Source organism: Sphingobium aquiterrae (assembly GCF_037154135.1).
In the GTDB taxonomy this organism is placed as follows: domain Bacteria; phylum Pseudomonadota; class Alphaproteobacteria; order Sphingomonadales; family Sphingomonadaceae; genus Sphingobium; species Sphingobium aquiterrae.
The window spans coordinates 26,866-47,496 of record NZ_JBANFL010000030.1 but is presented as its reverse complement, the minus strand read 5'-3'; the positions used below and the strand labels follow the sequence as shown (position 1 = coordinate 47,496).

At 66.4% G+C, this 20,631-nt stretch carries 19 protein-coding genes and 1 tRNA gene; 12 read left to right on the top strand and 8 right to left on the bottom strand.

What is annotated here, in order from left to right; translation table 11 throughout:
* Positions 1–76 precede the first annotated feature (76 nt).
* From WFP78_RS21890 to WFP78_RS21880, 3 genes are read right to left on the bottom strand one after another with little or no spacing between them, the layout of a single operon-like run.
* On the bottom strand, positions 77–724 hold the full coding sequence (locus WFP78_RS21890) for a heme exporter protein CcmB (protein WP_336966541.1): 648 nt from the start codon (positions 722–724) through the stop codon (positions 77–79).
* On the bottom strand, positions 721–1,338 hold the full coding sequence (ccmA, locus tag WFP78_RS21885; protein ID WP_336966539.1) for a heme ABC exporter ATP-binding protein CcmA: 618 nt from the start codon (positions 1,336–1,338) through the stop codon (positions 721–723). Before ccmA ends, WFP78_RS21890 begins: the two co-directional genes overlap by 4 nt.
* Complete coding sequence (locus tag WFP78_RS21880) at positions 1,335–1,742, bottom strand: metallopeptidase family protein (RefSeq protein WP_336966551.1); 408 nt, start codon at positions 1,740–1,742, stop codon at positions 1,335–1,337. The genes ccmA and WFP78_RS21880 overlap by 4 nt, the downstream gene beginning before the upstream one ends.
* Before the next feature lie 70 nt (positions 1,743–1,812).
* Here WFP78_RS21880 and WFP78_RS21875 point away from each other — a divergent pair, with 70 nt between their 5' ends.
* From WFP78_RS21875 to WFP78_RS21865, 3 genes are all read left to right on the top strand, one after another.
* Positions 1,813–2,103 carry a 4a-hydroxytetrahydrobiopterin dehydratase gene (locus tag WFP78_RS21875; RefSeq protein ID WP_336966537.1) on the top strand — a complete coding sequence of 97 codons (291 nt, stop codon included), beginning with the start codon at positions 1,813–1,815 and terminating at the stop codon, positions 2,101–2,103.
* Positions 2,104–2,241: 138 nt separating this feature from the next.
* Positions 2,242–2,562, top strand: a complete 321-nt coding sequence (locus WFP78_RS21870; RefSeq protein WP_419723018.1) for a hypothetical protein — start codon at positions 2,242–2,244, stop codon at positions 2,560–2,562.
* A gap of 197 nt (positions 2,563–2,759) precedes the next feature.
* The gene (locus WFP78_RS21865) at positions 2,760–3,401 is read left to right on the top strand and encodes a hypothetical protein (RefSeq protein ID WP_336966547.1); all 642 of its coding nucleotides are present in this window, start codon (positions 2,760–2,762) and stop codon (positions 3,399–3,401) included.
* A gap of 13 nt (positions 3,402–3,414) precedes the next feature.
* Here WFP78_RS21865 and WFP78_RS21860 read toward each other — a convergent pair whose 3' ends face one another.
* Complete coding sequence (locus tag WFP78_RS21860) at positions 3,415–4,317, bottom strand: DMT family transporter (protein ID WP_336966536.1); 903 nt, start codon at positions 4,315–4,317, stop codon at positions 3,415–3,417.
* 27 nt (positions 4,318–4,344) lie between these two features.
* On the opposite strand from WFP78_RS21860, the gene WFP78_RS21855 reads away from it, so the two are divergent.
* Entirely contained in the window at positions 4,345–4,920 is a 576-nt protein-coding gene (locus tag WFP78_RS21855) for a helix-turn-helix domain-containing protein (RefSeq protein ID WP_336966534.1), read from the top strand.
* A gap of 55 nt (positions 4,921–4,975) precedes the next feature.
* Here the strand turns inward: WFP78_RS21855 and WFP78_RS21850 are convergent, their stop codons facing one another.
* Both WFP78_RS21850 and WFP78_RS21845 read right to left on the bottom strand, forming a co-directional pair.
* Positions 4,976–5,287 (bottom strand): hypothetical protein, encoded by a 312-nt coding sequence (locus WFP78_RS21850; protein ID WP_336966532.1) that lies wholly within the window; start codon positions 5,285–5,287, stop codon positions 4,976–4,978.
* Positions 5,288–5,367: 80 nt separating this feature from the next.
* Positions 5,368–5,859 carry a MarR family winged helix-turn-helix transcriptional regulator gene (locus WFP78_RS21845; RefSeq protein ID WP_336966530.1) on the bottom strand — a complete coding sequence of 164 codons (492 nt, stop codon included), beginning with the start codon at positions 5,857–5,859 and terminating at the stop codon, positions 5,368–5,370.
* Positions 5,860–5,970: 111 nt separating this feature from the next.
* Between WFP78_RS21845 and WFP78_RS21840 the strand changes: the two genes are divergently transcribed.
* The 5 genes from WFP78_RS21840 (at position 5,971) to WFP78_RS21820 (ending at position 10,479) form a co-directional block, all read left to right on the top strand.
* Positions 5,971–7,056, top strand: coding sequence for a branched-chain amino acid aminotransferase (locus WFP78_RS21840; protein WP_336966528.1), 1,086 nt, complete (start codon positions 5,971–5,973; stop codon positions 7,054–7,056).
* 124 nt (positions 7,057–7,180) lie between these two features.
* Positions 7,181–8,089 (top strand): intradiol ring-cleavage dioxygenase, encoded by a 909-nt coding sequence (locus WFP78_RS21835; RefSeq protein ID WP_336966527.1) that lies wholly within the window; start codon positions 7,181–7,183, stop codon positions 8,087–8,089.
* Positions 8,090–8,180: 91 nt separating this feature from the next.
* Positions 8,181–8,969, top strand: a complete 789-nt coding sequence (locus tag WFP78_RS21830; protein ID WP_336966526.1) for a response regulator — start codon at positions 8,181–8,183, stop codon at positions 8,967–8,969.
* Complete coding sequence (locus tag WFP78_RS21825) at positions 8,966–10,303, top strand: ATP-binding protein (RefSeq protein ID WP_336966524.1); 1,338 nt, start codon at positions 8,966–8,968, stop codon at positions 10,301–10,303. The genes WFP78_RS21830 and WFP78_RS21825 overlap by 4 nt, the downstream gene beginning before the upstream one ends.
* Positions 10,304–10,404: 101 nt before the next feature.
* Positions 10,405–10,479 (top strand) — tRNA-Gln (locus WFP78_RS21820).
* A 90-nt stretch (positions 10,480–10,569) separates the two neighbouring features.
* On the opposite strand, the gene WFP78_RS21815 is transcribed toward WFP78_RS21820, so the two are convergent.
* Positions 10,570–11,193 (bottom strand): TetR/AcrR family transcriptional regulator, encoded by a 624-nt coding sequence (locus WFP78_RS21815; RefSeq protein WP_336966522.1) that lies wholly within the window; start codon positions 11,191–11,193, stop codon positions 10,570–10,572.
* A 103-nt stretch (positions 11,194–11,296) separates the two neighbouring features.
* Here WFP78_RS21815 and WFP78_RS21810 point away from each other — a divergent pair, with 103 nt between their 5' ends.
* The 3 genes from WFP78_RS21810 to WFP78_RS21800 all read left to right on the top strand — a co-directional run bounded on the left by WFP78_RS21810 (position 11,297) and on the right by WFP78_RS21800 (position 17,470).
* Positions 11,297–13,780 (top strand): TonB-dependent receptor, encoded by a 2,484-nt coding sequence (locus WFP78_RS21810; protein WP_336966520.1) that lies wholly within the window; start codon positions 11,297–11,299, stop codon positions 13,778–13,780.
* 69 nt (positions 13,781–13,849) lie between these two features.
* On the top strand, positions 13,850–15,403 hold the full coding sequence (locus tag WFP78_RS21805; RefSeq protein ID WP_336966518.1) for a CehA/McbA family metallohydrolase: 1,554 nt from the start codon (positions 13,850–13,852) through the stop codon (positions 15,401–15,403).
* 99 nt (positions 15,404–15,502) lie between these two features.
* On the top strand, positions 15,503–17,470 hold the full coding sequence (locus WFP78_RS21800) for a Ca2+-dependent phosphoinositide-specific phospholipase C (RefSeq protein ID WP_336966517.1): 1,968 nt from the start codon (positions 15,503–15,505) through the stop codon (positions 17,468–17,470).
* A gap of 118 nt (positions 17,471–17,588) precedes the next feature.
* On the opposite strand, the gene WFP78_RS21795 is transcribed toward WFP78_RS21800, so the two are convergent.
* Entirely contained in the window at positions 17,589–20,600 is a 3,012-nt protein-coding gene (locus WFP78_RS21795; RefSeq protein ID WP_336966516.1) for a TonB-dependent receptor plug domain-containing protein, read from the bottom strand.
* Between the last annotated feature and the right edge of the window lie 31 nt (positions 20,601–20,631).

Below are 20,631 nucleotides of genomic sequence, written 5' to 3'. Positions count from 1 at the left end.
ACCATCGAAATGAGGGGTCCCTTTTAGACGCCGATCACCCCGCTAACGGGGTCCTTTTTGCACGCCGATCCACACCCTATTCGCGGCCCGCACGGATGGCTGCGCCCGCCGCGAAGGGCGCGATGGCGACCAGCAGCAGGGAGGACGCGGCCAGGAATTTGAGCGCCGCGCCGCTCCCCGGCCCGAGCGATCCGGCCCCGAAGATGAGCAGTGGCACCGCGAGCGGCAGGGCGAGCAGCCCGGCGAGCGCGCCGCTGGAGCGCAGGCCGGCCGTCAGGGCGCTGACCATCAGGCCGAGGGCCGCCAGCGCCGGCGTGCCCATGGCGAGCCCGGCTTCGACCAGCAGGATGGTGTCGCCGTCCAGCTTCAGCAGCGCGGCGGCGGGCAGCGCGGCGATCATCAGCGCCGGGCCGAAACCCAACCAGTGCGCGATGAGGATGGCGAGCGCGACGAATTCCTCGCCGATGCCGCGCAGCGCCAACTGGTCCAGCACGCCGGCCATGCGATCGGGCGCGACCAGCCGGTCCACGGGCAGCAACGCCGCGAGCAGCGCCGCGATCCACAACATGCCGCCGCCCGCGCGCGCCAGCAGCGTGGCATCGGGCCCGACGGCAAAGGGGAAGAGCGCGGCGACCAGCAGCAGGAAGGCGACCGGCAGCCACAGCCCGCCCGAGCGCCAGGACTGGCCAAGGTTGCGGGCGACAAGGCGGAGGAGCATGGTCATGCTCCGGCCTCCATGCCCTCATCCTTGGGGCGCAGCGCGGCAAGATCGATGTCGATGCACGGCGCGAAGGGCAGCGGCTGGTGCGAGGCGGCAAGGATGATGCCGCCGCCCGCCAGATGCCGGGTCATCAGGTCGCCCAGCATCGCGATCCCCTGCGTGTCGAGGCCGTTGGCGGGCTCGTCCAGCAGCCAGATCGGCGCGTTGCTGGCCAGCACCCGCGCCAGCACCGCGCGCTTGCGCTGGCCGGTGGAGAGCATGCGTAACGGGATGTCGGCAAGGCGCGCAAGGCCGGTCGCGTCCAGCGCCGCGACGACGCCCGCATCGCCTGATCCATCCAGCTCCGCCCAGAAGCCGAGCGCGCGGGCCAGCGGCAGGTCGAGGTCGAGCGCCAGCGCCTCGTCCGCCAGCGCCATCGCGCCTTCGCGTGAGACGGTGCCGGCGCACAACGGCAGCAGCCCGGCGATGACGCGGATCAGGCTGGACTTGCCGGTGCCGTTGGGGCCGCGCAGTAGGCCCGCCTCCCCGGCGCGGAGGCAAAGGTCCACGCCCGAAAACAGCATCCGCCCGCCGCGCACGCAGCCCAGGCCCGTCACTGTCAGCATGGCAGCGCTCATGCCGCGACCATGTCCTCCAGCGCGTGCATGTCCTCGTCCGACAGGCCGAAATGATGGCCGACCTCATGGATGACGACATGCGCGATCAGCGCCGGCAGCGACACGCCGGTTTCCACCCATTCGTCCAGCAGCGGGCGGCGATAGAGATGGATGGTCGGCGGCATGTCGCCGGTCTGCGCTTCCTGCCCGATCGGCCGGCCGGAATAGAGGCCGGTCAGCTGGAAGGGATCGTCCAGGCCCATCTCCGCCAGCACGTCATCCGTCGCGAAATCCTGGACGAAGAGGACGATATTCCTCAGATGGGCAGCGAAAGGGTCTGGCAGGCGCGACAGCGTTTCCAGCGCCAGCGCCTCGATCCGGGCGTCGTCGGGCGCGAAATGCGGCGGTTGACCATGCTCTGCCATCGCTGCGACATAGGGCAAGCATGGCATGGAGGCCAGCATCTTGGCTGAAGGCATAAGGGAAGGATGATGAATGGTCGTTAAACTGGATGATACGGAACGCGCCATGGCGCTGGCCAACCTGCCGCTCTGGTCGAGCGTGTCGGAGCCGGACGGCATCATGCGCAGCTTCACCTTCGGCAGCTTCGTGGATGCCTTCGGTTTCATGAGCCGGGTGGCGCTGCTGGCGGAAAAGGTGGACCATCATCCCGAATGGTCCAATGTCTATAATCGCGTGGAGATCACCCTCACGACCCATGACGCCGGCGGCCTTTCCGCGCGCGACACGGCGCTGGCGGCGCAGATCGACGCGCTGGTGGCGTGATTGGCGGTCGTGCGGGTGGATGCCGGGCAGATGGTTGCGTCGCTCTTGAGCAATGCGGGGACCGCCGTTAAGGTCCGCCGATCTTTGGCGGGGCCGTTCCGGTCCCGCCGTTTCCGACCATCATCGCAGGAGTTCTGGATGCCCTCGTCCGTCACGCCGTTCCTTGCCCTTGCCAAAGCGGGTGCGCGTCTGGTGGCCCCGCTTGCGGCGGTCGCGATGCTGGCGGCCTGTGGCGGCGGTGGCGGCACGCAGGGCAACAGCGTCGCGCTGAAGGATCTGGAAAAGGCGGACGGCACGACGACCGATGCGATGACCGATCTGGACGGCGTGCGTGCCGAAGGCACGGCGCTTGCCGAAACCGGCAATGCGACCGCCGCGAAGCCTGCCGGTGGTGCTGCAGGCAATGAGGCCGCGCCCAAGGCCGCCGACAACAGCGCAGAGGTGCTGACGGAGCAATGATGTTCATCCCCGGTGCAGGCGATGCGCGCCAGAATAAGCGCGCCGTGCCATCATCGGGGAAGGGCTGGAGGTTTCGGGCGTCCGGCCATATACAGGGAGCGACCGGCAAAGGCCGGCAGCAGAATATTGAAGAGAAGGTGCCACACGTGATCCGCAAGACTGTATTGACGCTCGCCGCGGCGTTTTCTGCGCTGGCGATGGGCGCGTCTCCTGCGTCCGCGCAGTTCTTCTGGAGCCCGCCCGATCTTTCCACCCCGCCCGTGACCGGGGCCGAGCCGTCGATGGCCCTCAACATGCCCGGCGCGACGCCGGAAGAGCTGAAGGCGGGGCTGGTGTGGAACATGCGCGCCGCGCTGAATGTCGCGGCGCTGCAATGCCAGTTCGAACCGACATTGCTGACGCTGAGCAACTACAATGCGATGCTGGCCCATCACAAGGCGGAACTGGGCCGATCCTTCGACACGGTCGGCGCCTATTTCCAGCGCACGGTGGGCAAGGGCAAGGCGGGGCAGACGGCCTTCGACCAATATGGCACGCGCATCTATTCCGCCTTTTCGACGGTGCAGGCGCAGCGCAATTTCTGCGAGATTTCCGGGTCCGTCGGGCGCGACGCGATCTTTGCCGATCGCGGCAAGCTGTATGAAGTGGCGCAGAAGCGCATGGGCGAGCTGCGCCGCTCGCTGACGATGGCGGGCGAGCAATATTTCGGCAATCCCGGCTATAATTTCAACGCCAACCTGCCGCCGTTCGAGGATAATTGCTGGAAGAAGGGCAAGATGTCGACCGCGTGCAAGGCGCAGTGGGATGCGATGCCGCCGATCAGGAAGGCTGGCAGCTGAGCGATCCGGGCACTCAGCCGCCCTTGCGGTTGAAGCGCAGCTCGCTGACGATCACGCCCGCGACGATCAGCACGCCGCCGACCAGCGCGGCGGGGCCAAGCCGGTCGCCCGCCATGCGCCCGATGATGCCGCCCCAGACCGGCTCTGCCGCGTAGATCAGCGTCGCGCGGGTTGCCGACACCGTGCGCTGCGCCCAGTTCATCACAAGCTGGATGAGGGCGCTCATCGCCCCCAGCCCGCAGGCCGTCGTCGCCAGCAGCCATGAAAAGGGCGGCACCGCTTCGCCCGTCACCGGCATCGTGGCGAAGGCGAGCAGGGCGGTCACGGCCAGCTGGATCACCGTTACGCGCAGCACATCGACCTTGCCCGCCCACAGGCTGATGAGGATGATTTCGAACGCGATGGCGACGGTGCTGACCAAGGTCAGCATCTCACCCTTGTCCAGGGCAAGGCCATGCTGCGGCCCGGCGACCAGCAGCAGCCCGGCAAAGGCGAAGGCGACGCCGATCCAGCTCATCAGATGTGGCCTGCGCCGCAGGATGATCCACTGGAGCAGCGGCACCAGCGGCACATAGCAGGCGGTGATGAAGGCGCTGGTGCTGCTGGCGATGGTCTGCAATCCCCAGGTCTGCAGGCTGTAGCCGACATAGATGCCGATACCGATGCTCACGCCCGCCGCGACCTCCCGCCATGTGGTCCCGCGCAGATGGGGGATGGCGAGCAGTGCCGCGATCCCCGCCGCCGTGGTGAAGCGCAGCCCCACGAAGAAGAAGGGACCGGAGACCGTCATGGCCGTCTTCACGATGAGGAAGGTCGTGCCCCAGAGCAGGGTGATGCCGATCAAGGCCAGCTCCGCCCGGCCGATAAGCAGGCGGGGGGCAGGCATGGGCTTGTCGAGAGCGGCGTTGTGCAACATAGTGCGCAGCCTGTTATGAGCACTATATTGCACAGTCAAGCCCCCGGCGGCGGCACGGCGCGGCCCGATGTCCTGGCCCATGTCGCCGGCAATGTCCGCCGGCTGCGACAGGCGCGGGAGATGAGCCAGTCCGCGCTCGCCGAGCGTTCGGGCATCAGCCGCCGGATGATCGTGGCGGTCGAAAGCGGCGAGGCCAATGTCAGCCTGTCATCGCTCGATCGTCTGGCCGAAGCGCTGGGCGTCAGCTTCGCCGAGATCGTGCGATCGCCCGAGGCGACCGACAATCGCCGGATCGACAGCGTCGCATGGCGCGGCGACGATCCCGACAGCCGGGCGATCTTGCTGGGCACGGCCCCCGCCACGCGTGAGGCGGAGCTGTGGATCTGGACCCTGGCGGAGGGGGAGCGCTACCCGGCGGAAGCCGATTCGGCCGCCTGGCATGAAATGCTGTACGTGATCGCAGGCGAACTGCATGTGGAAACCGCCGAGGGGCGTCAGGTGGTGAAGACGGGGGATTTCCTGATCTTCACCAGCGACCGGCCCTATGTCTTCGCCAATGGCGGCCGGGGCGTGGTGCGTTTCGTGCGGAACGTGGTGCTGTAGGCGCCTTCGTGCCGGCGGGGACGGGTGCCGTTGCAGCGCCCGCCCCCTTGCAGGCTCAATTCTTCATGTCTTTCCCGGCGTTCTCCAGCGCTGCGCCGGCATTGCGCTTCGCCTCGGCGGCTCCATGCTGGGCCTCGGCCGCCGCGTCGGAAGCGGCTGCGCCGATCCTGTCGCTCGCCCGGTCGATGGCGGCGCCAGCCTTGTCGAGGCCGTTGGCGACCTTGTCGTCGGCATTGCCGATGCTTCGCCCGATATCGTTGCCGATTGCATTGCCTGCCGCCTCGACCGTGTCCGCCGATTTCTCCGAACAGGCGGCAAGGCCCGTCGCGGCTATCAGGGCAAGGACCGTTGCTGGAATGGCGCGCATATCATCTCCCGTATCTGTGCATGGTAGGGGAGATAATCGTTCACGGCGCACATGGTTGCATCCCGCCGGGCGGAGGCCGATCAGCTGCTGCGCAGCGCCGCCACCATGGAGCGGTCCTCCTGCGGGATCAGTCCTTCCAGCACGCGCCAGAATCCGGTGACGGAGCCCTGGCCCGCCTGCGCATAGGCGCTGGCCATCTTCTCGCGCAGGGCCCGGAACAGATCGGCTTCCAGGGCCGCGCCCGATGCCGTCAGGCGCAGCAGTTTCTGCCGGCGGTCGCGCGGCCCCGGCCGGGATTCGATATAGCCACGCTCGACCAGCTCGTTCAGTACGCGGCCAAGCGATTGCTTGGTGATCGCCAGCAGCTTCAGCAATTCGCTCACCGTCAGGTCGGGCTGGCGCGAGATGAAATATAATGCCCGATGATGCGCCCGGCCCAGCCCCAGCATGCCCAGACCTTCGTCGATCGATCTAGTCAGATTGCTGTAACCGAAATAGAGCAGCTCCACGCCGCGACGAATCTCGTCTTCGCGCAGGAACAGCGGGGAGGCGGGTGAAATTTGGACAGTCATCTTGACCTATATTGCCTGATCTTTTAGGGCGGGGCAAGTTTAATGCGCCAATATGGTGTTGCAGCGCAACATTGATGCACATGCCATGCCTGGCAGGATGAAGAGGACGACATGACCGCTCTGGAGTTCACGATCGAAGCGAATGCTGCGCCGATGCCCGCAGACCAGCGGGATGCGTTGCTTGTGGACCCCGGCTTCGGCAAGCTGTTCACCGATCACATGGTCGTCATCCGCTACAGCGTGGACAAGGGCTGGCATGACGCGAAGGTGACGGCGCGCGCGCCCATCCCGATGGACCCGGCCGCGTCCGTCCTTCATTATGCGCAGGAAATCTTCGAGGGCATGAAGGCCTATCGCATGGCCGACGGTTCCACCGCGCTGTTCCGCCCGGAGGCCAATGCCCGCCGTTTCGCCGAATCGGCAACCCGCATGGCGATGCCGGTGCTGCCCGAGGATGTGTTCATCGAATCGGTGCGCCAGCTGGTCGAGATCGACCGGGCGTGGATTCCCTCCGGCGAAGGCGGCGCGCTCTACCTGCGCCCGTTCATGTTCGCGAGCGAAGTGTTCCTGGGCGTGCGGCCGGCGCATGAATATCTCTACTTGGTCATTGCCTCGTCGGTCGGCGCCTATTTCAAGGGCGGGGCCAAGGCGATCACCATCTGGGTGTCGCAGGATTATACCCGCGCCGCGCCCGGCGGCACCGGCGCCGCCAAATGCGGCGGCAACTATGCCGCCAGCCTTGTCGCACAGGCGCAGGCGATCGAGAAGGGCTGCGATCAGGTCGCCTTCCTCGACGCGGTCGAACGCCGCTGGGTCGAGGAGCTGGGCGGCATGAACCTGTTCTTCGTGTTCGATGACGGCACCATGGTCACGCCGCCGCTGTCGGGCACGATCCTGCCCGGCATCACGCGCGACTCCATCCTGACCCTGGCGCGCGATCAGGGCATCACCGTGCGCGAGGCGCCCTATGCCTTCGACCAGTGGCGCGCCGATGCGCAGAGCGGCCGGCTGGTCGAAACCTTCGCCTGCGGCACGGCGGCGGTCGTCACGCCGGTCGGCACCGTGCGTTCGGTCGAGGGCGATTTCACCGTCGGCAGCGGTGGCCCGGGCCAGCTGACGCAGCGGATGCATGCGGCGCTCACCTCCATCCAGCGCGGCACGGCGGCCGATCCGCATGGCTGGGTGACGCATCTGTAGGTTGCACGCCTGAGGCTACATTCATGCTACAAAGCGTGTAATCGCCGACATCCGGCGGTTACACGCCGTCCCTAGAGCGATCCGCACAGGCCAAAAGGCCGCCAACGGATCGAGGGACATCGGCGTGAACGAACAACAGGCGCATGCGCATGATCTGGGCTTGTCCCATGATCTGCGAATCCTGGCACATCAGCAGGTCGGCCGGCGGCGGACGCTCCACCTCCTTTTCTCTGCGGGAACGGCCGCGCTTGTCGGCGCCTGTGGCGGTGGATCGAGCGGCACCGGCAGCGCCAGTTCGACCGCCAGTTCCAGCACATCCACCAGTTCGTCGAGCAGCGCCACCAGCAGCTCTTCGTCGGGCACGGGCAGTACGTCCACGACCTGCATTGCCGACCCCAGCGAAACCAACGGCCCCTATCCGGCCGACGGGTCGAACAGCCGCAACGGCACGGTCGTCAATGTGCTGGATGACAGCGGCATCGTGCGCACCGACATCCGGTCCAGCTTCGGCACGTCCACGGCGACGGCAACCGGCGTCTACACCACGCTCACCATCACGCTGGTCAATGTGAACAACAGCTGCGCGCCGCTGGCCGGCTATGCGATCTATATCTGGCACTGCACGGTGAACGGCCAATATTCGCTCTACGACCTGCCGTCGGAAAATTATCTGCGCGGCGTGGGCGTGACGGACGCGAACGGGCAGGTGACGTTCACCACGATCTTCCCCGGCTGTTATTCGGGGCGCTATCCCCATATCCATTTCGAGGTCTATCCCGGCGTCGCGCTGGCGACGAGCTATGCGAATCGCATCCTGACCTCGCAGTTCGCCATGCCTGCGGACGCCTGCAGCACCGTCTATGCGACGACCGCCTATGCCTCCAGCCGCACCAATTTCGCCAGCACCACCACGGCCAACGACAATGTCTTTGGCGACAACACATCCGCGCAGATCGCCACCATGACCCCTGGCATGACCGGCGACATCACCAATGGCTTTACCGGCACCGTGACCGTTGGCGTCGCGATCTGAGCGCAACAGGGGGCCGCAGCGTGCCGCCGGGAAGCAAGGCGCACGCGGCAAAAGGGCAAGGGGGGCTTTGCGCCAGACCATGGAAGACGATATGCCTGTGACCATGCCCGGCCGTGTCGGCCCGGTGGGAGCATCGATGGACCTTGCGACCCGCATCATGGTGGTGGATGACGATGCCGGCATCCGCGATCTGCTGACCGAATTTCTGGAACGGCACGGCTATGCGGTCGAAACCGCCGCCGATGGCGCGGCGATGGACCGGCTGCTCGAACGATCCTCCTTCGACCTTGCCGTGCTCGACGTGATGCTGCCCGGCGAGGACGGCCTGTCGATCCTGCGGCGGCTCCAGGCCGGCGGTGGCGACATGCCCGTCATCATGCTTTCCGCCGTCGGCACGGATATCGACCGGATCGTGGGGCTGGAACTGGGGGCGGAGGATTATCTGCCCAAGCCGTGCAACCCGCGCGAATTGCTGGCGCGCATCCGCACCGTGCTGCGGCGTGCGCGCCATGGCGGCAAGGCCGCTGCGGCCCGGCCCGCGGTCGACATTCCCGCGCCCACGCGCTTTGCCGGCTGGTCGCTCGACATGGCGACGCGGCTGCTGCTGGACCCCGACAATGTGGTGGTGCCGCTCACCGATGGCGAATTCCGCCTGCTGCGCGCCTTTGTGGAGCATCCGCGCCGGGTGCTCAGCCGCGATCAGCTGCTCGAATATTCCGCCGGGTTGGAGACGGAGAGCTATGACCGCGCGATCGACGTGCAGGTCAGCCGCCTGCGCCGCAAGCTGGAAAGCGCGCGGGCCGATGCGGACGAGCTGATCCGGACGATCCGTAACGAAGGCTATATGTTCACGGCGCCGGTGCAGGCGCCCAGGGGATGACATTCGGCGCGCGGCGGCGCGCAAGGCGCCGCTTCAACCCACCGATTCTCGGCCGTATCGTTGCGCTTGTGGCGGTCACGCTGCTCGCGGCGCTGGGCGCGATGCTGGCCGTCACCTTCCTGGGCCCGCCGCCGCGTCCGCGTCCGCCCCTGATGCCCGATGTGCTGCTGATCGGGCGCGGCGGGCGGCTGACGGGCTATGAGTGGCGCGTAAGGGAACAGCGTCTGGCATCGGTGCCCAGGGCCGTTGCGGGCATGCGGCTGGACGTGCGGGCAACGGCCGACGTGGCCGGCCAGCTTCGCCGGTCGCCATCGGACGTCCGGCTGTTCATCGCCGTGCCGCCGTTTCGCGCGCATGCCGGCATGCGCCCGTTTCGGCCGGGCGCGGGCATGGGGCCGCGGATGATGTTCGGCGGCTTCGCCATCGCGGTGCGCGATCCGGCGGGCTGGCGGCTGGTGCAGGTGCGGCCGGGCATTTCCTGGCGCTGGTATGCCGTCACCCTCGCGATGATGACGGCGATCTTCATCCTGCTGCTGCTGCCCGCCTGGCTGGTAGCCCGGCGGATCACCCGGCCCTTGCACCGGCTGGCGCGCGGGGCCGCGCGTGCGCGACCGGAACTGTCGGCGCCTCTTGCCGTCAGCGGCCCGCCGGAGGTGCGGCAACTCGCCCATGCCTTCAACCAGATGCGCGCCCGGCTGACCGGGCATGTGACGGAACGGACGGCCATGCTGCTGGCGATCGCGCATGATCTGCGCACGCCGATGACGCGCCTTTCCTTCCGCCTGGAACATCTGCCCGATGCGATCCGCGCCCGTGCGCAGGCCGATCTGGAAGAGATGCGGGGGATGGTGACGGAACTGCTGGATTTCGTGCGGGGCGAAGGGGCGGAGGTGGCGATGGTCCGGCTGGATCTCTCCGCCTTGGTCCAGACGCTGGCGGACGATCTGGCCGATATGCAGCGTGCGGTGCAATTCCACACGACGGGCCGCGCCGTCATCATGGGCGATGCCGCCGCGTTGCGCCGCTGCATCGGCAATATCGCGGAAAATGCCGTGCGCTACGGGGGCGTGGCGCGGCTGTCGCTGCGCACCGAACAGGGCGCCGCGGTGATCGACATCGACGATGACGGCCCCGGCGTTCCGGCGGACGTGCTGGATCGCCTGTGCGAGCCCTTCTTTCGCGGGGAAAGCTCGCGCAACAGGGAAACCGGCGGCGTCGGCCTGGGCCTGGCGATCGCGCGGACCCTGGCGCTGCGTCACGGCGCAACGCTTGCCTTCGCCAATCGCCCGGAAGGCGGGCTGCGCGTCACCCTGCGCTTCGCGCTGGCGGCATAAAAGCCGCGTCACATATCGGCAGGTTTCATATTCCCTTTCGTCCGACAGCCGCTATATGCGCAGGAACGCGCCTGCCCGGAAGAACGGCCAGCGCGCCATGCTGGGGCGTCGCCAAGCGGTAAGGCAGCGGCTTTTGATGCCGCCATGCGCAGGTTCGAATCCTGCCGCCCCAGCCAGTTCTCCATCGACAAGATGGTTCGCCATGACGCGTCACGACCTCCTCCGTCATCCAGCCATCGGCCGCGTGCGGTCGACGGCGGTGGGGGTCAGGTTTCGCGCGCCAGATAATCGGGATAGTGGAACATCGCCTTGAAGACATGATGGGCGTCCGCAAACAGCGATTCGCGGTCGGCTTCCTCTTCCTTGAGCATTTCGTCCAGCGAATAGGCCATTTCCACGGACATGCGCGTGCGGCGGCGGATGACGTCGCGGGACACATGGGGAAGATAGGGGGCGTAGATATCGGCCAGCAGGTCGGCCACATAATTGTGCGAGAACAGCCTGATGTGCGTCAGGCTGGGCACGGCCCGCAGCGCCCGCATGATCCACAGCGCGCCCGGCTGGCCCCCCGTGATCCGGTCCATTTCGCGGATCAGGTCGATCACCTTTTCGGCGATCACCGCCAGGCCGGCATCCCGATAGCGCGCGACCCATGTTTCCAGCGCGACATTCTGCTTTTCCATCAGCCGTTCGGCCAGGGCCTCCACGATCGCATATTTGTCATCGAAATAGCGATAGAAGGCCGGCGGGGTGACGCCCGCCCGCTCGCAGATCATGTTGGTCGAGATTCGCTCGATCCCGCATTCGCCCAGCAGGACGCCGGCGGCATCCAGCAGCGCGTCGAACGTCCGCCTGGACCGTTCCTGCAACGGTTTTCGGTATGCCGCCATATCTCCATCCCCCTATTTTTGCCTATCGTATACCACTGTCACAAAAATGATATCAATGGCTACCATATGCGCCCCCGCAGATCACACAATAAGGGGCGCCACGATGTCGCAACAATGGACTTTTCTTTCTTCCCTCCTGACAGCGACCAGCCTCGCGGCCGGATTGATCGCTCAGCCCGCAATGGCGGAGGAGGCGAATGCCCCCGCGCCCGAGGATCAGGTGATCGTCACGGCCCGGGCGGGCAATGCGACGCAGAAAAAGGTCGAGGCAAGCTACGCCATTTCGGTCATTTCCCCCGAGGAGCTTCAGATGAAGGCGCCGATCGGCGTCGCCGAAGCGCTGAAGAATGTGCCGGGCTTCTGGATCGAAAGCTCGTCGGGCGAGGCGAGCGGCAATATCCGCGTGCGCGGCATCCCCACCGACGGCTATTCGGCGCTGTCGCTGCTTGAGGACGGCATCACCACCCAGCATGACGCCGGCCTTGGCTGGCTGAACGGCGACCAGTCGCTCCGCATGGACCAGACGGTGCAGCAGATCGAGGTCGTGCGCGGCGGTCCTTCGTCGATCTTCTACTCGAACGCGCCGGGCGCGGTCGTGAACTTCATCACCCGCCGCGGCGGCGACCATCTGGAAGGTCTCGTCCGCTACGAGGTGGCCGATTATAATTCGCACCGCGTCGACGGCTGGCTGGGCGGCCCCATCGGCAACAGCGACTGGCGTTTCTTCGTCGGCGGCTATTATCGCCTGTCGGACGGGCAGCGCCACACCGGTTATCGTCAGGATGAAGGCGGACAGATCCGCGCCACCATTTCCCGCGATTTCGACCGCGGTTCCTTCATGGTGGGCGTGAAGCGCATCGACGAGCGCATCGGCAATGCGATGGTCACGCCGTTCATCAACGACGAGAATGGCGACCCGACCGGCGTGCCCGGCTTCAATGCGAAGCGCGACAATATCGCGGGCCCCGAGACGCGCAATTTCACCTTCCTGACGCCCGACGGCACCTATGATTTCGACAATGCGGTCGGCACCACGGTGAAGCTGACGCAGCTCACCGCCGAGCTGAAATATGACCTGGGCAGCGATTTCACCTTCCAGGACAATATGCGCTATCGCGACAGCTATACCAAGCGCAACAGCATCACCCCGCGCACTGTCGCGTCGGCGGCGGACCTGCTCGCCGGCAGCTATGCGGCCGTGCAAAAGGGGCTGACGCCGGGCCAGACGCTGGGCTTCGGCTACACCAACAATCCCTCGCAGCCGTTCAACATGACCGGCCAGAACGGCAACGGCCTGGCGCTGCTCAACCTGGCGCGGTCGTTCACGGTGCCGGAAAGCGAGTTCATCAACGATGCGCGGCTGACGAAGACCGCGGAATTCCTGGGGCGGCACGATATTGCCCTGGGTGTCTATTATGCCCATGTCAAAGAGGATTACGCCACCAATTCCGCCTCGGTCTTCACCGACGTCAAGGATAATGCGGCGCTGCTGGACGCCTATGTCCTCGACGCGGCCGGCAATCGCGTGCGGGCTCTCAGCACCGGCGGCATCGCCAGCTATGGCGTTGAATTCAACAATGCCAGCGGCACGTCGGATACGCTCGCGATCTACGCCAGCGACGAATGGAAGGTGACCGACAAGCTCCGCATCGACGGCGGAGCCCGCTGGGAACGTGTCCAGGCCGAGGGTTCGGTCGAGGGCAAGAAGACCGTCAACCTGGGCCAGTCGGCTACCATGGAAGACGACGCCGTGCAGGTGGGCAACGGGGTCTTCACACCGTTCGACAACAGCTATGACCATGCGGCGTGGACATTGGGCGCGAATTACCAGTTCCAGCCCAGCTTCGGCACCTTCCTGCGCTATACGTCCACCTTCCGCCTGCCGAACGTCTCCAGCTTCCTGGGCAATCCGGCCGCCAAGCCGGTGACGCAGAAGATGGATTTCGTGGAAGGCGGCATCAAATTCTCCCGGTCGCATTTCGACCTGTACCTGACCGGCTTCTATTCGCTCTACAAAAGCTATGAGATCAGCGACTACAAGCAGGACGCGAACACCGGCAAGTTCGTGCTGAACACCGTCTATGGCGACACCCGTACCTGGGGCACGGAGCTGGAAGCCACCTGGCGCCCGGTCCGCTGGTTCGACATCCATGCCAACTGGACCTGGCAGGACCCGAAATTCTCCGACTTCAAATATACCGACAATACCGGCAAGCAGATCGACTATTCGGGCAATCGCCTGATCCGCGTGCCGAAGAACAGCTTCCGCGTCACGCCCGCCGTCAATCTGCTGGACAATCGCCTGCGGGTCGAGGCGGACGTCGCCTATTACGGCCAGCGCTATGCCGAGGTCGCCAACCAGATCAGCCTGCCGGCCTATACCACGGTGGATCTCAACGCCCGCTTCGACATCACCGAACGGCTGTCGGTCAACCTGTTCGTCAACAACCTCACCAACACGATCGGCCTGACCGAGGGCAATCCCCGCGCCGGCGCGATCCAGAATGAGGAAGTGGGCGACGCGGTCTACATCGCCCGCACGCTGTTCGGTCGCAGCGTTCGCGGCGCGATCACCTTCCGCTTCTGAGCCTTTGTTCCCCCCCCCGCGGCAAGGGCGCGACACCGCGCCCTTGCCGGCTTTCCGCGAGGATATGACATGCTCATCTTCAAAAGCGTCCGGCACGGATTGACAGCGGCGGCCCTTGCCCTGCTGGCGGCCTTCCCGGCGATGCCCGCCGCTGCGCAGACTTCCCCCGCCTGGGACAAGGTGCCGCTTGCGATCGGCCAGACCAAGCCAGACCTGGTGCTGACCGGCACCGTCGCGCGCAAGGATTTCCAGCATAATCTCGCCGTGCCGTTCGACGTGCCCAAGGACGTCCAGCGCATCGGCATCGACCTGCAATATACCCGGCCCGACGGCCGCACCGTCATCAACCTGGGCCTGTTCGACGGCGAGCATTTCCGCGGCTGGAGCGGCAGCAACAAGCATGCCGTGGTCATCGACGAGAACAACGCCACGCCGTCCTTCATCCCCGGACCGGTGGGCGGTCGGCGCTGGGCGCTCGACCTTGGCATCTCCTGGATCAGCGAGGGCGTGACGTCCCAATATACCGCGAACATCTATTTCTTCCGCTATGGCCAGAAGCCGGCGGTATCGACCTTCTCGCCCGAACCGCTGGAGACGGGCGCGCGCTGGTATCGCGGCGATTTCCACATGCACACCGGCGAGAGCGACGGCTTCTGCGCCAGCCGCAAGGGCCGGCACATCCCCTGTCCGGTGTTCCGCACGGTCCTGGCGGCGGAGGACGCGCATCTCGATTTCATCGGCATGACCGACCATAATAATGTCGGCCATTATAACGCGATGCGCGAGCTGCAGCCCTATTTCGACGATGTGCTGCTGATCCCCGGCCGCGAGATGACCACCGAGCAGGGCCATGCCAACATCTTCGGCACCACCCAATATGTCGACTATCGCATGGGTGAACCGGCCGTGCCCGACATGAAGACGATGCTGCGCAACGCGGTGGAGGCCGGCGCGATCGTGTCGATCAACCATCCCGGCTCGCCCAGCGATGCGCGATGCCGGGGCTGCGGCTGGACCGCGCCCGACGACGCCACCGCCTATGTCTCCGCCATGGAGGCGATGAACGCGGGCAATCTGCGCCGCCAGATGATGGGCGGCGACGCCGGCAAGGACATCCCGCGCTGGGAAGAGGAACTGGCCAAGGGGCGCCGGATCACGTTGCTGGGCGGCAGCGACAATCATGATGTGCAGCTCGGGCGGCTGGGCGTCGGCTTCCCGACCACATTGGTCTATGCCGCCGACCTGTCCGAACGATCGATCCTGGACGCGGTGAAGGCCGGCCATGTGGCGGTCGACATGACCGGCGCGCTGGGCCACGGCCTCGACCTGAAGGCGCAGAGCGGCACGCAGACGGGCATGATCGGCGATAATTTCACCGTTCCGGCCGGACGGGCGCTGACGCTCGGCCTGCACGTGACGGGCAGCAAGGGCAACAGTCTGGTCGGCTTCGTGGACGGCAAGCCCGACCCCGCCCTGTCGGTGGAGAAGATCGACGGCGACGCGTCCGACATCGGCCTGAGCTGGAAGGGCGACGGCGCCCGTCACTGGATTCGCTTCGAGGTCCGCAAGGAGGCCGAGCGTTTGATGATGACCAACCCGGTCTATGTGAACTTCGGCAAATAATAGCAAAGAACGGCAGGGACCGGCGCGCGGGGCAGCTTTCGCCCGCGCGCCGGTCCCTGCATCGTGAAGCGCTGCCAAATCAAGAATGAGGTCCAGTCCATGCGTTCCAGAAATCTTCTTGCCGCGGCGTTGCCCGCGCTCGCGCTGTTTGCGGGCGGGGCGGATGCAGCGCCCCCGGCCAGGACCGCCTGCAAGCTCGATGCCGTCGATGCCGGGGCGGCGGGGCCGGGGTGCGCGGAAGCCTGGATGGACCGCAACCTGCGCGTCAACGACCTGTTCACCGTCGGCACCCATAACAGCTACAAGCAGGCGATCCCGCCGGCCGATCATGCGATCATCGCGGCGCGCAGCCCCGAAGGCGGCCAGGCGCTCGACTATGCCCACAAGGCCATCACCGCCGAGCTTGACGCCGGCGCGCGCCAGATCGAAATCGACGTGGTCTACGATCCGGAAGGGGGCCGTTATGCCAGCCCGATGATCGCCGGGCTCACCCATACGCCGCTCGATCCCGCATGGGCGGCGGCGATGCGCAAGCCCGGCTACAAGGTGCTGCACGTCCCCGACATCGATTTCCGCTCCAGCTGCATCAGCTTCAAGGAGTGCCTGGGCATCGTGCGCCGCTGGTCGGACGCGCATCCGCGCCATGCGCCGATCACCATCCTCATCAACGCCAAGGACGGCAAGGGTGCGCCGGGCGGCGTGCCGCTGCTGCCCTTCGACGCGTCTGCCTATGACGCGCTCGACCGCGAGGTGCGCGATGTCCTGCCCCCCGCCAAGCTGATCACGCCCGACGACGTGCAGGGCCGATATCCGACGCTGCGCGAGGCCGTGCTGCACGATAACTGGCCGACCCTGGGTGCGGCGCGGGGGCGCATCCTGTTCGCGCTGGACGAGCGCCCCGAAAAGGTCGCGACCTATCGCGGCCAGCGCCGGTCGCTGGAAGGCCGCGTCATGTTCGTCAACGCCGATGACGAGACGTCGCCGGCCGCCGCCTATCTGACCCTCAACGATCCGGTGGGGCAGGCCGACCGCATCGCCGCCGACGTGCGGGCCGGCTTCCTGGTGAGAACGCGCGCCGACGACAATACCGTGCAGGCACGGTCCAACGACACCGGCCATCGCGACATCGCGCTGCGCTCAGGCGCGCAGATGGTGTCGACCGATTATCTCTGGCCCGATCCGCGCTTTGCCGGGGGCTTTGCGGTCCGCCTGCCGAACCGGGCGGCGGCCCTGTGCAATCCCGCGCGCGTGGCGGCCAAGTGTGCGGGCCTGCCGGTGGAAATGGTGGCCGATGCCGACTGGCAGCGGGCGGAAACCGCGCCGATGACATTGCCCGCACCGCGCGACGACTCCGCGTCGATGCCCTATATGCCGGCCGACGCCCTGCCGGACACGACCCGCATCCTGCCCAGGCCGCCGCAGGACGGGTCGGCCGCCGCTGCCGCCGACAGCGCGATCTTCCGGCAGACCCGCGCGTTGAAAGGGTCCGCGCGCTGGGCGATGGCGACGGCGGACGTCGATTCCTCCCTAGCGGCGATGCTCGGCCATTTCAGTTGCGCGATGGGCATGGACCTGCGCGATGCGTCCATCCCCGCCACCAGGCACCTGTTCACCCGCATGGCGGCCAGCGGTGGCCGGGTCGCGCGCGCGCCCAAGGATTTGTATCACCGCCCGCGGCCCTATCTGGGCACCGACCAGCCGATCTGCGAGCCGGCCACCGCGCATCTCGCGGCCGATGGCGATTATCCTTCCGGCCATACCACGCATGGCTGGTCGATGGCGCTGGTGCTGGCCGAACTGCTGCCCGACCGGGCGACCGGCATCCTGGCGCGGGGCCGCGCCTATGGCGAGAGCCGCGCGGTGTGTGGATCGCACAGTGCCTCGGCCGTCCAGGCGGGGTATATGAACGCATCCGCCTGGGTCGCGGCGATCCACGGATCGGCGGCCTTCCGCAACGATCTTGATGCGGCCCGTGCCGAGCTTGCCGCCATCAGGGCAAAGGCGCCCGTGCCCCCGGCCGGGCTCTGCGTCGCCGAGGAGAAACTGGTCGCGGAACGTCCATGGTAAAGCAGGCACGCCGCGCTGCGACCTGAACGGCTGTGACGCGCTAGGCCGATAACGGAAATGGGGCGGACGATGCCGTCCGCCCCCATCCCTTCAGGGGGAGGGATGCCCGGAACTTGCCCTAGAATTTGAACCGCACGCCCACCCGGTACATCCGGCCGAGCAGGTCGTAGAGCGCGGGATTGACGTCGATGCCGGCATTGGTCTGCGGCGACGGGGTGGGATCGCGGTTGAACAGGTTGTCGACCTTGAAATAGGCGGTCACGGCTTCGGTCACATGATAGGTGCCGCCGATGTCGAAATAGAAGGCGCCCTTCATATGGTTGAAGTCGACCGTGGGGTTGTTGACGGTCGAGACCGGGCAGCTCGACTGGCACACGACATATTCATTGTTGAACGTCCCGTCGCTGAACCAGCGCTGGGTCAGCGTCAGGCCGAAGGTGTCGGTGTCCCAGCTCTGGGTGGCGTAGAGCTTCCAGTGCGGCGTGTTGCCGGTGTTGACGCCCGCGCCCTGGGTCGGGATCGTGCCGGGCAGGCCGCTGTCCGTGACATAATTCTTCACATGGGTGGCGAGCGCGCGGAAGGTGAAGTCGCCGGGCAGGCCGATGCCGTCCAGGCCGGTGCGATAGCTGCCCTCGATATCGAAGCCGTCGGTGAAGATCGAGGCGAGGTTGAAGGCCTGCACGTTGACGAAGGGCGATCCGGTCGCGGGGGCAAGGTCGAACGCGCCGCAGGTCGAGGTGACGCCGGCGAAGCAGAGATTGACGATCTGCTGCGCGCTCAGGCTGGAGATGACGCCGTTCAGCTTGATCCGGTAATAGTCGAGCGACAGGCTGAAGCCCGGCGCCCAGCTTGGCCGTGACAGCACGATGCCGACCTCTGTATTGCGCGCGATCTCCGGTTTCAGGGCAGGGTTGCCGATCGTGTTCTGGAGGATCGTGGGCGCCGTCCCGTTGAACGGGTTGGTGATCGAGTTGTTGACCGATACCGGCGCGGCGAACAGCTCGCTGAGGTTGGGCGCGCGCACGTCGCGCGACGTGACCGCGCGCAGGCGGATGCCGTCCAGCGGCGTGTCCCAGGTGCCGCCGATCTTCCAGGTCCAGACCGTGCCGGACGTGCTGTAATGCGTGCCGCGCCCGGCGACGTTCAGGTTCGCCTTGCCTGCGCCTTCGGAATCCAGCAGCGGGACGTTGAGTTCGAGGAACCCTTCATAGACGTCATAGGAGCCCCGGCCGCTGTGATAGTTGCCGGCATACCAGTTGTTGCCGTTCGCATTGAGGATGGGATCGGCGGGATAGTCCGCATTGTAGCCGCCGGCATCCGCCGCGCCGTCGCCATAGGGGTCGCCCGTCACGCGATAATGTTCCCGGCGATATTCGAAGCCGGTGGCGATGGAGATCGGCCCCGCCCAGAGCGAGAAGGGCTGGCCGCTGATGCTGGCGCTGAACACGTCCTGCGTCTGGCGGGTGTGCTGATGCGGGCCGTTGGCGGGCGAGACATAGGCGAGGGTCGCGGCGCTCGGCGTCGCGCCGCCGATGATGTTGAGCGGCTGGCAGCCATTCGCCACCGCGACCGGATTGGCGCAGATGATCTGGCCGTTGGGCCCGGTAATGGCCTGGATCGCCTGATTGTAGCGCGGGTTCAGGGTCATGTTGGTGACCGTGATGTCGGTGATCGCCGTGCCGTGCTCATAATAGGCGTCATAGGTCCAGTCCGACCCCAGCACCGGCAGCTTGCCGGTGGCGCCGACCACGAAGCGATATTGTTCCCGGACCGGATTGACGTTGATGAAGTCGGGCAGGACGGCGTTGCTCACGCCATATTGGAAGCTGGTGATGCCGTTGGCGGCACAGGCGGCCTGGATCGAGGCGGGGACGAACGGGTTGGCGCACTGGATCGTCAGATTGGCGTTCTTCGCCGCACCGGGATTGGGCGTGTTGTTGGAGGCTACCCGCGCGACATTGACCGTTGCATAGATTTCATTGTCCGGGTCGATGTCGAAGCCGATCCGGCCATAGCCGTTGAGGCGCGTGATCTCCGACTGCAAGCTGGAGCCGTTGCCGACATTACCGCTCAGGTCGCCGCCGACGCAGAAGGGGGCATAGCAGCCCGCGACCGCGCCCGAGGCGGTCTTCGACGGCACGCCGTTGGAACCATATTGGAAGTTGAAGGGCTGGCCGTTCGCGTCGAAGGCGATGCCCTGCAGCGGCCCGGCGGTGATCAGGCCATATTTGGTATATTGATAATGCTGGGCATGTTCGCGGTAGAGATATTGCGGCAGGCCGTCATTGGTGATCTGCCGGTTGATGAGCGTGGCGGTCGAATACCAGTCGCGGCCGTTGGGCCCCGGTCCCTCGCCAAAGCCGAAGGCGGGCACGCCGTCGTCATGGCTATATTCGCCGCTGATGACGACATGCAGCCGGTCGTCCAGGAAGGAGGTGCCGCCCGCCAGCTGGAGGGTATAGCTTTGATTGTCGTCATAGGTGCTGATGCCGCCCTGGACATTGCCCTTGATCCCCTTGAAATGCTTGTCGGTGATGAAGTTGACCACGCCGCCGACCGCGTCCGACCCGTAGGAGGCGGATGCGCCGCCGGTCACGACATCGACGCGCTGGATCAGCAGCTGCGGGAACAGGCTGATGTCGGGCACGCCGGTCACATTCGCGCCGACGACGCGCTGCCCGTCGAGCAGGGTCAGCGTGCGGATGGGGCCAAGGCCGCGCAGCGAGAAGGAACTGAGGCCCTGCGTGCCGCTGGACGTGCTGAACGTGCCGGTGCTGGGCCCGGTGCTGCCCTGGAGCGAGGGCAGCTGGACGATCGCGGCGAAGACATTGGGCTGCGCGCTCTTCGACAGCTCCTCGGCGCCCAGCACCGTGGTCGGGGTGGGGGCGGTGAAGCCGCTGGCGGTGATGCGCGATCCCGTGACGACGATGTCGCGTGCCGCGTCATCGCCCTGAGCGCCGCGGGACGGGGTGTCGGCGACCGTGACGGACGGCGTCGGTGCGGCGGGCGGCGGAGGCGGCGCGTCCTGCGCATGGGCCTGTGCCGCCACGGCAGCCAGCGCGGCCGCACCGGCCAGCAACAGCGCACGGCATGTCAGCCCGCCTGTCTCCCCGTGAATGATGTTACGCATAATCCTTCCCCTTTTCATTATCTTGGACGTT